The sequence below is a fragment of the Stenotrophomonas maltophilia group sp. Smal17 genome, assembly GCF_030237045.1.
Lineage (GTDB): Bacteria > Pseudomonadota > Gammaproteobacteria > Xanthomonadales > Xanthomonadaceae > Stenotrophomonas > Stenotrophomonas forensis.
Window position 1 is genome coordinate 1 of sequence record NZ_JASJSU010000107.1, and the last position, 14,598, is coordinate 14,598.

Sequence of the window (14,598 nt, forward strand, 5' to 3'; positions counted from 1 at the left end):
CCCCCCCCCCCACTACCGCGACTGCACGAAAGCCCCGCTCCGGCGGGGCTTTCGCTTTGCCGGACGTGGCGGAAAACAGCGTTCGCGCCAGCCATGACCTCCCGCCCATGCACACGCCTGAACGACTGTTAAGCTCCAAGGCTTAGGTCCCTTCCCGGAGTTGTCCATGCGTCGCCGTGTGCTTGCCATCGCATCCTCCCTCGCCCTGCTGGCCGCCCCGGCCTTCGCGGCGCCGCGCACCACCACCCTGCCCCCGGCCTCGCTGGCCACCGCCGCACAGCTGCGCGACCAGGCACTGGCTGACGACACCGGCTGGAAGGTGGTCGAATCGCTCACCACCGAGATCGGTCCGCGCATCGCCGGCAGCGAGGCCGACGCCCGCGCCGTGGCCTGGGCCGAAGCCAAGTTCAAGGCACTCGGTTTCGACAAGGTATGGAAGGAACCGGTGACGTTCCCGAAGTGGGAACGCCGCAGCGAACATGCCGCCGTGACCGGCAGGAATCCGCAGCCGCTGCAGATCACCGCGCTGGGCGGCAGCCCGGGCGGCACCGTTGAAGCCGAGGTGGTGCGCTTTGCCGATCTGGCCGCATTGCAGGCCGCACCGGCCGGCTCGCTGAAGGGCAAGATCGCTTTCGTCGATTACCAGATGCTGCCGTTCCGCGATGGCCGCGACTACGGCCGTGGCGGCGCGATCCGCAGCAAGGGCCCGTCGGAGGCGATCCGCAAGGGCGCGGTCGGCTTCCTGATGCGCTCGGCGGGTACCGACTCGCATCGCGTGCCGCACACCGGTATCACCCGCTTCGATGAAGGCCTGACGCCGGTGCCGTCGGCAGCACTGTCGGTGCCCGATGCCGATCAGCTGGCGCGCCTGCTGGCCCGTGGCAGCACCACGGTGAAGGTGGCGCTGGATTGCGGCTGGGATGGCACGGCCACCTCGTACAACGTGATCGGCGAGATCACCGGCCGCAGCCTGCCGAAGGAAGTGGTGGTGATCGGCGGTCACCTGGATTCGTGGGACCTGGGCACCGGCGCGGTCGATGACGGCGCGGGCGTGGGCATCACCATGGCGGCCGGGCACCTGATCGGCCAGCTCAAGCAGGCGCCGAAGCGGACCATTCGCGTGATCGCCTTCGCCAACGAGGAACAGGGCCTGTACGGCGGCAAGGCCTACGCCGAAGCGCACGCCAAGGACGTGGCCCTGCATCAGCTGGCAGCCGAGAGCGACTTCGGTGCCGGCCGCATCTATGCCTTCAACACCGGTTCGCCGAACCCGGAAGGCTCGCGCGAAGCGACCCGGCAGATCGCCGAAGTGATGAAGCCGCTGGGCATCGAGTACCAGGCCGACAAGGGCGGCCCGGGCCCGGATGTCGGCCCGCTGGCGGCCAAGGGCGGTGCGTGGGCGTGGCTGGCGCAGGATGGCTCGGACTACTTCCACCTGCATCACACCGCCGACGACACGCTGGACAAGATCGACCCGAAGGCACTGGCGCAGAACGTGGCTGCCTACACGGTATTCGCGTACCTGGCCGCCGAAGCTGACGGTGGTTTCGGCAGCGAGGCCAAGGCGACCACGCCGCCGAACGAATGATGCGCTGGCGCCGGGCCATGCCCGGCGCGCACAGCGGAAGGGCGGTGCGAACCGAGGTTCGCACCCACCGGGCAATGGCGCACCCACAGGGCGTGGCGCGGGTCAGGAGCCCTCGCCCTGGCGAGGGATCTGACCCCGATCCTGTCAGCCCTCCCACACACGGGTGTTGCGCACGCCCAGCCGCTGTGGATTGAACAATGGTTCCGTACCGGCATGCCGATGCTGTTCGTAGTCGCGCAATGCCGCCAACGCCGGCTTCTGCAGCAGCAGGATGGCGATGATGTTGAGCCAGCTCATCAGGCCCACCCCGATATCGCCCAGCGACCACGCCACCGTTGCGCTGTTCACTGCCGAGTAACCGGCAACTGCCAGGAACAGCAGCTGGAATGCCCCCATCACCCACCGGGAAGGACGATCCCGGCACAGGTAGCTGACGTTGGTTTCGGCCATGTAGTACAGCGCCAGGATGGTGGTGAATGCGAATGGCAGGATCGCAAGCGCCACGAACGAACGGCCGAAGCCCGGCAGCGCCGATTCCACGGCGTGCTGCACGAAACGCGGCCCGGCCTCGACACCCGGAAGATTGGCCAGCAGCAGGCGGGCCTCATCGGGAATGCCGTTCACCGCCGGGTCGTAGATGTTGTACAGGCCGGTGGACAGGATCAGGAATGCGGTTGCGCTGCACACCACCATCGTGTCGATGTAGACCGAGAATGACTGCACCAGTCCCTGCTTGACCGGATGCGAGACTTCGGCGGCAGCGGCCGCATGCGCGCCACTGCCCATGCCGGCCTCGTTGGACAGCACGCCGCGGCGAACGCCCCACTGGATGGCGGTGCCGATCATCGCGCCGAAGGCCGCGTCCACGCCGAATGCGCTGTTCAGCACCAGCATGATCACGCCGGGCACTTTTTCCGCGTTGAGCACCATTACCACTGCGGCAACCATCAGGTAGGCCACCGCCATCAGCGGCACCACCCATTCGGCGACCCGTGCAATACGCCGCACGCCACCGATCAGGATGATGCCCAGCACCACCAGCAACACCACGGTGGTGGTCATCACCGGCACATCCCAGGCTTCGTTCACCGCACTGGTGATGGCATTGGACTGGGTCCCTGCCAGCATGGCGCCGGCGAGCACGGTCACCAGCGCGAACAGCACTGCATACCAGCGCTGGCCCAGGCCCTTCTCGATGTAGTACGCCGGCCCGCCGCGGTACTGGCCCTTGGCATCACGGTCCTTGTAGATCTGCGCCAGGGTGGATTCGATGAAGGCACTGGAGGCACCGAGAAAGGCCACCACCCACATCCAGAAGATCGCCCCCGGGCCGCCGAAGGCGATGGCCATGGCCACGCCGGCGATGTTGCCTACGCCGACCCGGCTGGACAGCGAGATCGACAGTGCCTGGAACGGTGACACTCCGGACTCGGAGCGTTCGTGGCGGAACACCAGGCGCAGCATGTCCGGCAGCGCGCGCAGCTGGATGAAGCGGGTACGCACGCTGAAGTACAGGCCGGTGAGCAGGCACAGCACCACCAGGTAGGGGCTCCAGACCACGCCCAGGATCGCATTGACGATGGATTCGATGTTCATCGGCGGCCCCTCAGAAGAACATGCCCAGGGCGACCTGGGGGCTGACGATACGCCCGGTGTTGCGCCCGGCCACGGTGAATTCGACGCCGACGATCAGCCCCAGCGAAGGGCTGAAGTGATACTCCACGGCAGGCGCCAGGCTGACGTTGCGGCTGGCCGGGCGGCGTTCGTCGATGCGCTCGATTTCCCCCGCGCCGTTGCGGGCAAAGCCACTCAGCCGCTGGCCGGTCTCGCGGCTGGCGGACATTTCCATCACCCCCACCCAGCGCGAATTGAAGCTGTACTCGGCGCCCACCGACAGCCCCAGCACCGAGCCACGCGCGATGTGACCCTGGAAGCTGTCGTCGGTACCGTAGACGCTGGTGCCGGAAATGGCGGTACGCGAGGGAGCGGGGCCGGCGCTGAACTGGGCCCGCCACCGCAGCGGGCGGTCGTTGCCCAGCCACACCACCTGCTGCACGCCCAGCGCAGCGGTGGTGCGCTGCACGCCGTCGCCCTGCGCATCGAGCGGATTGCCGGTGATGCGGTCATGGCTGCCGGTGCTGAAGCGCTGTACCAGCGCGACCGAGATGGCCGGGCGGGTGCCATCGGCGTTCGGCGCCTGCAGGAGGTACTGCAACCGTGCGGTGGTGTCGCCAGCGCGGAAACCACTGCTGCGTGCGCTGCCGGATTCCGAACGTGAGGCACTGAGGTTGACCTGGCCCATCACCCGGTCGCTGAAGCCATAGATGATCGGCACCACGGTTGCCCACGCGCCGCTGCGCTCGGCACTGCGGCGACGATCACCGTTGTCGTCATAGTGGTCGCGGCTGTCGACCCGCACCAGATAGGGCTCGATGTACCAGTTGCCCTGCGGCAGGCCGGCCGGATTCGGGGTGATCAGCGGTCCGGTGAAGTTGATGCCGTCCAGGCTTCGCTCATCGGCGTGCACCGCCGGTGCGGCGAGCGCACACAGGGCCAGCAGCAGGGATGCGCGCATCGTGGGGTGTTTGACTCGATGCATGGGAACCACTCCTGTTCGACGTTGGATGGAGATCCACCGTGCGATGCGGGATATGGCTCGACAATGAGACAATTACTAAAAACACCTGATCCTCGATCAAGCGCGCTTGATGCGACACGCGGTGAAGTGATTGGCCCGCCAGCCGCGCAGCGCGGCACGCCTGTTTCCGCACCGCGCAAAAGAAAACCCGGCCAGAGGGGCCGGGTCCAGGTCGTCGATGGGACGGTATCGCGGCAGTATCAGCCGTCGCGACGGCTCGCCCACTGCGCCAGCAGCACTGCCGTGGCCGAGGCCACGTTCAGGCTTTCCACCGCGCCGCTGCCGGGAATGGAAACCTGCTGATCGCACTGGCTGGCCAGCGCACGGTCCATGCCTTCGCCCTCGGCACCCATCACATACACCAGCCGCGCCGGAAGCGCCGCACGGAATACATCGTCACCGCCCTCGACCAGGGTCGCGGCCAGGCCGAAACCAGCGTCCCGCAGCTGCGCCATCGCCTGCGCGGTGGCCGGCAACTGCACCAGCGGCACCGCTTCGGCACCGCCCTCCGCCACGCGCGCGGCGGCACCGGACAGCGCCAGCGTGCTGCCTTCGGGCAGCAGCAGCGCCTTGGCGCCGAAGTGCGCTGCCGAGCGCAGGATCGCGCCGAGGTTGTGCGGGTTGCCCACGCCGTCCAGCCACAGCGCCAGTGCCGGGCCGTCACCGACCTGCTGCAGCCACTGCGCCAACGGCAGTGCCGGTGCGCGCAGCACATCGGCCACCACGCCTTCGTGATGGGTGGTACCGGCGAGCTTGTTCAGATCGCCGTCCTCGACCACGCGATAGCCCACGCGGTTGGCCACGCACCACTTCAGCAGCGGCTGCAGGCGCGGGATGCGCGCCTCCAGCAGGTACAGCTTGCGCAGCGCCTGCGGCCGCGCGTCGAACGCGGCCAGCACGGCGTTCAGGCCGTACAGGCGCAGCTCGTCGCTGCCGCCGCGCCCACCACCGCCCGTAGCCGGCACCTCCGGGCGCGGCAACGGCGTTGCGCGCGGCGGACGGGCGGACGGGCGGCGGTTGTTCCAAGGGTTGTTCACTTACACACTCTCCTGCTTGCGCTGGCGCCAGAAATCGGCGTTCTTGATGCCCAGGGCATCAGGGTCGAACACCGGATCCAGGCCCAGCTTCTTCTGTCGTTCGTAGTCACGCAGGGCCAGCATCGCCGGCTTCTGGATGATGAGGATGGCGATGATGTTCAGCCAGGCCATCAGGCCAACGCCGATGTCACCCAGCGCCCAGGCCAGGGTCGCATTGTGGAACGCACCGAACACCACCATGCCGATGATGCCCAGGCGCAGCACCAGCACGGTCAGCGGGCGCTTCTTGTTGTGGTTCACATAGCTGAGGTTGGTCTCGGCCATGTAGTAGTACGCCATGATGGTGGTGAAGGCGAAGAAGAAGATGGCGATCGACACGAACGCCGAGCCCCAGCCCGGCAACACCGCTTCCACGCCGGCCTGCGCATAGCCCGCGCCTTCCGGAATGCCGGCCAGGCCCTGGAAGATCGGCGGGGCGCTGGCGCCTGCCGGCGAGTACACGTTGTAGGTGCCGCTGGCCAGGATCAGGAACGCGGTGGCGGTGCACACCATCATGGTGTCGAAGTAGATGGCGAAGGCCTGCACGTAACCCTGCTTGGCCGGGTGCGAGACTTCCGAAGCGGCTGCCGCGTGCGGACCCGAGCCCTGCCCGGCTTCATTGGCATAGATGCCGCGCTTGATGCCCCACTCCACCGCCAGGCCCATCATCGCGCCGAACGCGGCGTGGGTGCCGAAGGCGCTCTTGAAGATGATGCCGAACATCTCCGGCACGCGATCGTAGTTGATGATCATGATGACGATGGCCATCAGGATGAAGCCGGCGGCCATGAACGGCACCACCACTTCGGCGAAATTGGCGATGCGCTTGACGCCACCGAAGATCACCACGCCCAGCAGCAGTGCCACCACGATGCCGATGCCCAGCTTCAGGGCCTGCACCGATTCCATGCCGAAGGCCTGGCCGTCCAGCGGGCCGCACAGCGCGGTGCCACGGCAGGCGTTGATGATGCTGTCGGCGATGGCGTTGGCCTGCACACCCGGCATCAGGAAGCCGGCCGCGATGATCGTGGCGATGGCGAAGGCCAGCGCGTACCACTTCAGGCCCATGGCCTTTTCGATGTAGTAGGCGGGGCCACCGCGGTAGCGGCCTTCGGCATCCTTGGTCTTGTAGATCTGCGCCAGGGTGCATTCCACGTACGAGGTGGACGCGCCGAGGAAGCCCATCACCCACATCCAGAAGATGGCACCCGGGCCGCCGAAGGCGATGGCGGTGGCCACGCCGGCGATGTTGCCGATGCCCATGCGGCCGGCCATCGACATGGCCAGCGCCTGGAACGAGGACACGCCGGCGTCGGACTTCTCACCCGACACGGTGAGGCGGCACATCTCGACGAAACCACGGATCTGCATGAAGCGGGTGCGCAGGCTGAAGAACAGGCCGGCGGCCAGGCACATGAAGATCAGTGCCTTGCTCCAGATGATGCTGTTGATGAAATGTACGGTAGCTTCCACGCGCGCGCTCTCCAGTCGGCGGGTTGTAAGGACGTCCCGTCGGCTGGAGGGGACCGGTCGATTCTCCCTGATCGAAGGCCGCTGCGGTAGCGCCAGAAGGAATTCGCCGCTCAGGGCAGCTGCATGCGTACCCGGGCAAAGCGGCGCAGGTCGTGCAGGACGCCACGCTTGTAGACCGCACAGCGCTCCACGCCCTCTTCCTGGAAGCCGTTCTTCTCCAGCACCCGGGAGGAGCCCAGGTTGAAGTCGACCACCGTGGCCTGCAGCCTGAACAGGCGCAGTTCGTCCATCACCCAAGGGGCGAACAGGCCGACCACGCGGGTCATCAGCCCCTGGCCCCAGTAGGCCTGGCCCAGCCAGTAGCCCAGCTCGGCCATGTGCGCGCGCTCGGCGCTGCCCTGCTGGGCACCGATGCTGCCGCAGGCGTGGCCGTCGATCTCGATGGCCAGGTTGAGCGTTCCGGGCGCCAGTACCCGGCCGGCGAGGAACGCCTCGCCATCCTCGCGGGTGTACGGGAACGGGAAGCGATCACGCAGGCCACGCGAGACCTCGGCGTCATTGGCGTGGTGCAGCAGCGACTCCAGGTCGTCGCTGCACCACGGCCTCAACACGAAGCCGTCGCCGTACAGGCGCTGCGCCGGGTCAGGCATGGCCGCCCACCGACGGCGACGCGGCTTCCTGCTTTTCCAGCTCGCGCTTCACCGCTTCCGGCGAACGCGTATAGGGCGCCAATCGCGCGTAGAACGCCGGCACCACGAACAGCGACAGGAACGTCGAGAGGGTCACGCCGAAGATGATCACGATGCCGATCGTGCCACGGCTGGCCGAACCCGGGCCACCAGCCACCACCAGCGGGACCGCGCCGACCACGGTGGCGATCGAGGTCATCAGGATCGGGCGCAGGCGCACCATCGCCGATTCGATGATCGCCTCGCGTACCGTGCGCCCATCGTCACGCAGCTGGTTGGCGAACTCGACGATGAGGATGCCGTTCTTCGCGGCCAGGCCGACCAGCATGACGATGCCGATCTGGCTGAACAGGTTCACCGTACCCCCACTCACCCACAACCCGACCAGCGCACCGAGCACGCCCAGCGGCACGGTCAGCATGATCGTCAGCGGGTGGATGAAACTCTCGAACTGCGCGGCCAGCACCAGGTACACCACCAGCAGCGCCATGGCGAAGGTCAGCAGCACCGCGCCACCGGCGCTCTGGTACTCGCGCGACTCGCCCTTCCAGTTCACCTGTGCGTACTGCGGCAGTTCCTCGCGGGCCACGTTCTGCGCCCAGGCGATGGCCTCGCCCAGCGGATAACCGGGCGCCAGGCCGGCGGTGATGGTGATCGAGCGCAGGCGGTTGAAGCGGTTCAGGGTGCCGGCCTCGGCCACTTCACTCAGCGTGACCAGGTTGGACAGCGGCACCAGCTCGCCGGAGGTGGCGCGCACGCGGATCGCGGCCAGGTCGGCCGGGCTGGTGCGTCCATCGCGGCCGGCCTGCACCAGCACGTCATACTCCTCGCCGTTGTCGACGAAGGTGGTGACGCGGCGCGAGCCCATCATGGTTTCCAGCGCCGAACCTATCGCGGTGACCGGCACGCCGAGGTCGGCCGCACGCTGGCGGTCGATGTTCACCCGCATCTGCGGCCGGGTTTCCTTGTAGTCCGAGTCCGGGCCGACCAGGCCGGGATTGTCGGCCATGCGCAGCAGGATGCGATCGCGCCACTGGGCGATTTCGGCGTATTCCGGCCCGCCCAGCACGATCTGGAACGGCTGCCCGCCACTGCGCACCAGGCCCCCGCCCACCTGCGTGCGCACGCGCACGCCGCGGATGGTGTCCAGTTCCTTCTGCAGCTCGTTGGCCACCTCTGGCGTGCCTTCACTGCGCTGCCGCCACGGCTGCAGGAAGATGCTGACACGGCCGGTGTGCATTTCCTCGCTGGCGCCCCAGCCACCGGGCACGCGCGGGTTGGCGCGCACGATCGGCTTGTCCGCGCCCACGTGCGGGGCCAGCATCGCTTCCACCTGCTGCACCTGCTGCACGGTGTAGTCGTAGCCGGCGCCTTCCGGGCCATCGATCATGATCTGGAACGAACCACGGTCTTCGGCCGGGGCCAGCTCCGAAGGCAGCAGCTTGAGCAGGCCCCAGCTGGCGGCCAGCGCGGCCACCATCACCAGCAGGTAGATCCAGGTGCGGTCGACGTGGTGGTCCAGCACGCGGCCATAGGCGCCGGCCAGGCGCTCCAGGTTGCGGTTGACGAAGCCATGCAGGCCGCGCGGCGCCTGCCCGGTGTGCGGCTTGAGCAGCTTGGAGGCCATCATCGGCGTCAGCGTCAGCGCGACGAAGGCGGACAACGCCACCGCCGCCGCCAGCGCCACCGCCAGTTCACGGAACAGGCGCCCGGTGTTGCCTTCCAGGAAGCCCACCGGCAGGAACACCGCCACCAGCACGGCGGTGGTGGCGATCACCGCGAAGGCGACCTGCGCGGTACCGCGCTTGGAGGCGACCAGCGGTGGCTCGCCCAGGTCGATGCGGCGCTGCACGTTCTCCACCACCACGATCGCATCGTCCACCACCAGGCCGATGCACAACACCAGGGCAAGCAGGGTCAGCAGGTTGATCGAGAAATCGAACGCATACAACGCGATGAACGCGGCCACCAGGCAGACCGGCACCGTCACTGCAGGAATCAGTGCGGCGCGGAAGCTGCCGAGGAACAGCCAGATCACCGCCAGCACCAGGATCATCGCCTCGACCAGCGTGGCGTAGACGCGGTCCACTGCGGCTTCGATGAAGGTGGTGTTGTCGAAGGCGACGAAGATCTGCGTGCCCTTGGGCAGCGTCAACGCAACCCGCTCGGCTTCCGCGCGCGCCACGTGGGCCACGTCCAGCGAGTTGGCGGTGGAGGTCTTGACGATGCCCAGGCCGATGCCCGGCTCGCCGTTGCTGCGGTAGTAGGCGCGGCGTTCGGCCGAGGCCAGCTCGATCTTCGCCACGTCGCCCATGCGCACCACATAGCCGTCGCGGCCCTTGCCCAGCGGGATGGTCGCGAAGTCTTCCGGCTTGATGTAGTTGCGCTCCACGCGCAGGGTGAAATCACGGTCGGTCGATTCGATGCGGCCGGCCGGCAGTTCCACGTTCTCGTTGCGCAGCGCGGTTTCCACGTCGCCGGTGGTCAGGCCGCGCGCGGCCAGCTGGTCACGGTCCAGCCAGATGCGCATTGCATAGCGCTGGCGGCCACCGATGCGGACCTGGGCCACGCCGTCCAGGCTGGAGAAGCGATCGACCACGTAGCGATCGGCGTAGTCGCTCAGTTCCAGCGTGTCCATGGTCGAGGAGACCATGTTGAACCAGATGATCGGGTCGGCATCGCTCTCGACCTTGGCGATTTCCGGCGGGCGCGCTTCCTCCGGCATGCGGTCGGCGACGCGGCTGACGGCATCGCGCACGTCGTTGGCCGCCGCTTCGATATCGCGGTTGGAGGTGAACTCGATGCTGACCTGCGAGCGGCCGTTGGTGCTGCGCGCGTTGATCGTGTCGATGCCTTCGATGCCGGCCAGCGCATCTTCCAGCACCTGGGTGATGCGGCTTTCGATGACTGCCGCCGATGCGCCGGTGTAGTCCACCGACACCGAGACGATCGGCGGATCGATCGCCGGCAGTTCGCGCAGGGTCAGGCGGGTGAAGGACATCACGCCCAGCACCAGCAGCAACAGGCTCATCACCACGGCGAACACCGGCCGCTGGATGGAGATGTCGGACAGCTTCATCCGCCGTGGCCCTCGGCGGCGACCGGCGCCGGCGCGTCAGCCGGCTTGGCACCACTGGCCGGTGCGGCGTCCTTGGCGGCGACCTTCAGGCCCGGGCGCAGCTTGCCGGTGCCATCCACCACGATGCGCTGCCCGGCCTCCAGGCCCTGCTTGATCTCGACCACGCCGGCACGGCGCGCGCCGGTGACCACGTCCACCCGTTCGACGCTGTCGTCGGGCTTGATGCGGTAGACGAAGGTATCGCGGCCGACCTGCACCACGGCGATTTCCGGCACCACCAGCGCCGCGCGTTCGGGGTGGAACAGGCGCACGTCCAGCAGCATGCCCGGGCGCAGCGCGTGGTCGCCGTTGGCGAAATCAGCGCGCACGGTCACCGCGCGGGTGGCCGGGTCGATGCGCGCATCGATGGTGCTGACCACGCCCTCGAAGGTACGGCCCGGCCAGGCCACGCTGGTGGCGCTGACCTTGTCACCCACGCCCAGTGCGGCCAGTTCCACTTCCGGCACCTGGAAATCGATGTGCATGTGTTCGATGTCATCGAGCGTGGCGATCACCGTGGTCGGCGTCAGCAGCGTGCCCGGGCTGACCTGGCGGATGCCGAGTACGCCGGCGAACGGCGCGCGCACGCGACGGTCACCGATGTCCGACTGCATCTGCGCCACGCGCGCTTCGGCTGCATCGCGGATCGACTTCTGCGTATCCAGCGTAGCGCTGGACACCAGGCGCTGGGTGGCCAGTTCGCGCTGGCGCTTGTACAGCTGGTCGGCCTCATGGAAGGTGGCCTGCGCCTGCACCAGCGCCGCTTCCTGGGCCTGCCCGCGCAGGGTCACGATCGGCGCACCGGCGGCGATGTGCTGGCCGCTTTCGAAGTGCACCTTCTCGACAATCTCGCTGACCTTGGCGGTGACGCTGATCGACTCGCGCGCCTTGGCCGTGCCCAGTGCCTGCAGGGTGTCGTTCCACTGCGTGGGCTGCACCACCTGCGCGGTCACCGGCACCGCTTCGCCCTGCCGACGCGCGGCGGCCTCCTGCTTGCCTGCGCACCCGGCCAGCACGGCCAGGCTGAGGCCAAGGGCCAGGGTCGAAGCGATACGAGCCAACATGAACGGTCCTGATTGATCCACGGCCGCCGAGTGTAGGCAAGCGCCTGCAAAAGCGGTATGTGCCAAGCGTTTACCGGCGTGGAACCAGGGCCGCGATAGCGCCTTGAACCCGTTCCGTGCAAGGCTGCCGTGGGCAGTGTCGGCGTGTGTCGGGGTGTATCCAGCCGCGCCTGCAGCGCCGGGGATTGCCCGGCGCTACCGGTGACACGAACGGATCAATACCGGTAATTCACCTTCATCCACACGCTGCGCCCCGGCTCGTTGATGCGCACCGGGTCGGCCGGGAAGCCGAAGTCGGCGCTGCCGGCCAGGTTCAGGTGCTCGCTGTAGGCCCGGTCGAACAGATTGTCGACGCCCGCGCTGAGCTGCAGCTGCGAACTGAAACGGTAGGCGGCATTGAGCGCGAAGGTTGCGAAGCCGGCGCTTGGTCCGAGGTCCTGGGCGACGACGTTGCCCTGGCCATCTGCGACACGGTGCTGGTGGGTCACCGCGCGCAGCAGCGCACCGGCACTCCAACGCTGGCCTTCCCAGTTCGCGCTCAGGCGCGCTTCCAGTGGCGGCATCTGTGGCAGCGGACGCTGCTGGTCGCGGTTCTCGCCCCAGGCGTAGGCCAGCGTGCCACCCAGTTTCCACTGTTCGGCCACGCTCACTTCCAACCCCGCCTCGGCGCCGGCAATGCGCGCGTCGACGTTGCTGGCCTGGCTCATGCCCATCATGCCGCTGCCGTGGTAGGTGAACAGGATGTAGTCCTGGATCTGCCCGGCATACGCAGAGACCCAGGCCTGCACGCGCGGCCCCTTGTACTGCAGACCCACGTCAAGCTGGGTGGTGCGCTCGGGCTGGATGCCGGCAAACGCGTTCGGCGCGCCAGCCGGGCCATGGTCGGGCGAGAACAGCTCCCAGTAGTCGGGCATGCGCTCACTGCGACCGAGGCCGGCATACCAGGTCAGGCCATCGGCCAGGTCCTGTTCGTAGCGCAGGAAACCGCTGCCCAGCCATTCCTTGCGGCGCTGGCCCGCGGTCGGATTGGGCATGTTGCCCATCATCCCGCGAATCGACTGCCGCTCGTCGCGCACGCTGGCGCGATCGATGCGCAGGCCAGTGATCCAGCGCTGGTCGGTGCCAGCGCCCAGGGTCATCTCGGTAAATGCGCCATAGCGACGGAAGTTGGCATCGGTCTCCCAGGCGGCCTGGCGATAGGTGTCGCGGCCCATGCCCATGCGACCGCGATGGCGGCTGTCCTCACCATCCACACCGGCCACCAGCTGCACGTCCTGCCAGCGCCATTCGGAACTGACCCGGCCGCCCTGGGTACGGCGGTCCACATTGGAGGCCATCGGCATCGGCATCATGCTGTGCGGATTCGGCGTACGCAGCGTGTAGTTGTCCATCACGTGGTCGGCCTCGTTGTAGTACACGTTGGCCTGCACCGTGTCCCACGCGCCGGGCAGGTTGCGTTTCTCGAAGCGCGCGGCGTAGCTGGTGCGTTCGAAGGCAGCGCCATCCATGCCACGCCCGGCGTAGCGCGCGATCGCATCACCGGCACCAGCGGAGATTTCCAGCAGCGTGTCGGCATCCGGCGTCCAGCCGATGGCCACGTCGCCGTTCCACTTGCGCCACTTCGACGGCACCACATCACCGTTGCCATCCTTGTAGTCGTCGGCCTCGGAACGGTTGCCACTGGCGCGCACGTAACCGGTCGGGTTGCCCAGGGTCAGGTCCAGCACCTGGTCGTTGCGGTTGCGCGAACCGACCAGCGCACTGGCGTCGGCGCGCAGGCCCGGTTCCTCGAAGCGCGGCGTATCGCGTTCGAAGCGCACGGTGCCGGCCGAGGCCCCCGCGCCCCAGCGCACGCTCTGCGGCCCCTTGATGATGGTCAGCCGGTCGAAGCTCTCCGGCGCGATGTAGGACAGCGGATTATCCATGCGTGACGGGCAGGCACCGATCAGGTTGCCGTCGTTGCTGAGGATGTTCAGGCGCGAACCGAACATGCCGCGCAGCACCGGGTCGCCGTTGGTGCCACCGTTGCGGATGGCCGAGAAGCCGGGAACGGTCTTGAGGTAATCGGCACCGTCGCTGGCCGGTACCGGCTGCCGCGGCAGGCGCGGATCGGTCACCCAGTGCAGCGGTGAAGACGGTGCGGCGGCGGTCACCACCATCGTGTCGAGGGTGCGCGCCTCGTCGGCGGGCGCAGCGTGGGCCAGTGACGCGGCCACGGCCAGGCCAAGGGCAACCGGCAGGCGCGCACAGGCGCCCGCGGGGCGGGAAGTCATTTTCATCGGAACAGCTCCAGGGTACGCACGCGCGCACGGCACCCGGTCAGGTGTCGTGCGGCAGATTCGATAGGGACATCAGCGGACGATGGAAGCGCGCGGCGGCCCGCGTGCGGCATGTGCCGGCCAGCGCGCGGCGGGCAACACGCGTTGCGACCACGGGAACACCAGCCGCGGCCGCCACAGCAGCGGCAACAGCAGCACCAGCACCGCCAGCCACGGCAGCAGGCGCATGGCCAGCACGCAGTATTCGCAGGCTTCGCCATGCATGGCGTGCGGGTCGGCCGGACGGTTGGGCGATGCCGGCGCGGTGCCGTGCTGATCGTGCCCGGCCATAGCCATGTCGTGCATGTCATGGCCCATGGCGGCGTGGTCCATGCCCACCCTTGCCGCATGATCCATCGGCTGTGCCTGCAGCGCGCGGCTGACCAGTGGCGCAAGCACCATCAGCAGCGTCGCCAGGACGGCGAGCTGGAGCAGGAGGCGCTGCGGGCGGGACAGGCGGGTCACCCCGCTAGTGTAGAGCCGGGTCCAGGGATGCCCGTGCGACGAACCGTCGCAGGAGGGAGGGTTATCGGCAGGGCTGCGCCCTGCACCCGCAGAATCCACATCAACATCAACGTCAAAAGCGGGCAGTCCTTGGGATGGCGGGGTGGGGGGGGGGGGGGGGGGGGGGGGG

At 68.1% G+C, this 14,598-nt stretch carries 10 protein-coding genes; 1 reads left to right on the forward strand and 9 read right to left on the reverse strand.

All coding sequences use genetic code 11. The annotated features are described in order from the left end of the window. Positions 1 to 166 precede the first annotated feature (166 nt). The gene (locus QRO93_RS19005; protein ID WP_004154383.1) at positions 167 to 1,588 is read left to right on the forward strand and encodes a M28 family peptidase; all 1,422 of its coding nucleotides are present in this window, start codon (positions 167 to 169) and stop codon (positions 1,586 to 1,588) included. Between the two features lie 144 nt (positions 1,589 to 1,732). On the opposite strand, the gene QRO93_RS19010 is transcribed toward QRO93_RS19005, so the two are convergent. From QRO93_RS19010 to QRO93_RS19050, 9 genes are all read right to left on the reverse strand, one after another. Beyond that, entirely contained in the window at positions 1,733 to 3,184 is a 1,452-nt protein-coding gene (locus QRO93_RS19010; RefSeq protein ID WP_180879239.1) for a sodium:alanine symporter family protein, read from the reverse strand. A gap of 10 nt (positions 3,185 to 3,194) precedes the next feature. Further along, positions 3,195 to 4,187: a hypothetical protein gene (locus QRO93_RS19015; RefSeq protein WP_180879241.1), complete on the reverse strand. Its 993-nt coding sequence runs from the start codon at positions 4,185 to 4,187 to the stop codon at positions 3,195 to 3,197. A gap of 239 nt (positions 4,188 to 4,426) precedes the next feature. Next, positions 4,427 to 5,263, reverse strand: coding sequence for a TrmH family RNA methyltransferase (locus tag QRO93_RS19020; RefSeq protein ID WP_180879243.1), 837 nt, complete (start codon positions 5,261 to 5,263; stop codon positions 4,427 to 4,429). Then, the gene (locus QRO93_RS19025) at positions 5,264 to 6,775 is read right to left on the reverse strand and encodes a sodium:alanine symporter family protein (RefSeq protein WP_053450641.1); all 1,512 of its coding nucleotides are present in this window, start codon (positions 6,773 to 6,775) and stop codon (positions 5,264 to 5,266) included. A 110-nt stretch (positions 6,776 to 6,885) separates the two neighbouring features. Further along, a complete protein-coding gene (locus QRO93_RS19030) occupies positions 6,886 to 7,425 on the reverse strand; it encodes a GNAT family N-acetyltransferase (RefSeq protein ID WP_180879245.1) in 540 nt (179 codons plus the stop codon). Further along, positions 7,418 to 10,543, reverse strand: a complete 3,126-nt coding sequence (locus QRO93_RS19035) for an efflux RND transporter permease subunit (RefSeq protein WP_180879247.1) — start codon at positions 10,541 to 10,543, stop codon at positions 7,418 to 7,420. Before QRO93_RS19035 ends, QRO93_RS19030 begins: the two co-directional genes overlap by 8 nt. After that, complete coding sequence (locus tag QRO93_RS19040; protein WP_053450644.1) at positions 10,540 to 11,646, reverse strand: efflux RND transporter periplasmic adaptor subunit; 1,107 nt, start codon at positions 11,644 to 11,646, stop codon at positions 10,540 to 10,542. The genes QRO93_RS19035 and QRO93_RS19040 overlap by 4 nt, the downstream gene beginning before the upstream one ends. A 215-nt stretch (positions 11,647 to 11,861) precedes the next feature. Continuing rightward, a complete protein-coding gene (locus tag QRO93_RS19045) occupies positions 11,862 to 13,925 on the reverse strand; it encodes a TonB-dependent copper receptor (RefSeq protein ID WP_285304323.1) in 2,064 nt (687 codons plus the stop codon). A gap of 72 nt (positions 13,926 to 13,997) precedes the next feature. Further along, positions 13,998 to 14,429, reverse strand: coding sequence for a DUF2946 domain-containing protein (locus QRO93_RS19050; RefSeq protein WP_164086911.1), 432 nt, complete (start codon positions 14,427 to 14,429; stop codon positions 13,998 to 14,000). Between the last annotated feature and the right edge of the window lie 169 nt (positions 14,430 to 14,598).

Bases quoted from the DNA above. Each gene is read 5' to 3' on its own strand.
- QRO93_RS19005 (WP_004154383.1), top strand. From the start codon at position 167: ATGCGTCGCCGTGTGCTTGCCATCGCATCCTCCCTCGCCCTGCTGGCC.
- QRO93_RS19010 (WP_180879239.1), bottom strand. From the start codon at position 3,184: ATGAACATCGAATCCATCGTCAATGCGATCCTGGGCGTGGTCTGGAGC.
- QRO93_RS19015 (WP_180879241.1), bottom strand. From the start codon at position 4,187: ATGCATCGAGTCAAACACCCCACGATGCGCGCATCCCTGCTGCTGGCC.
- QRO93_RS19030 (WP_180879245.1), bottom strand. From the start codon at position 7,425: ATGCCTGACCCGGCGCAGCGCCTGTACGGCGACGGCTTCGTGTTGAGG.
- QRO93_RS19035 (WP_180879247.1), bottom strand. From the start codon at position 10,543: ATGAAGCTGTCCGACATCTCCATCCAGCGGCCGGTGTTCGCCGTGGTG.
- QRO93_RS19040 (WP_053450644.1), bottom strand. From the start codon at position 11,646: ATGTTGGCTCGTATCGCTTCGACCCTGGCCCTTGGCCTCAGCCTGGCC.
- QRO93_RS19045 (WP_285304323.1), bottom strand. From the start codon at position 13,925: ATGAAAATGACTTCCCGCCCCGCGGGCGCCTGTGCGCGCCTGCCGGTT.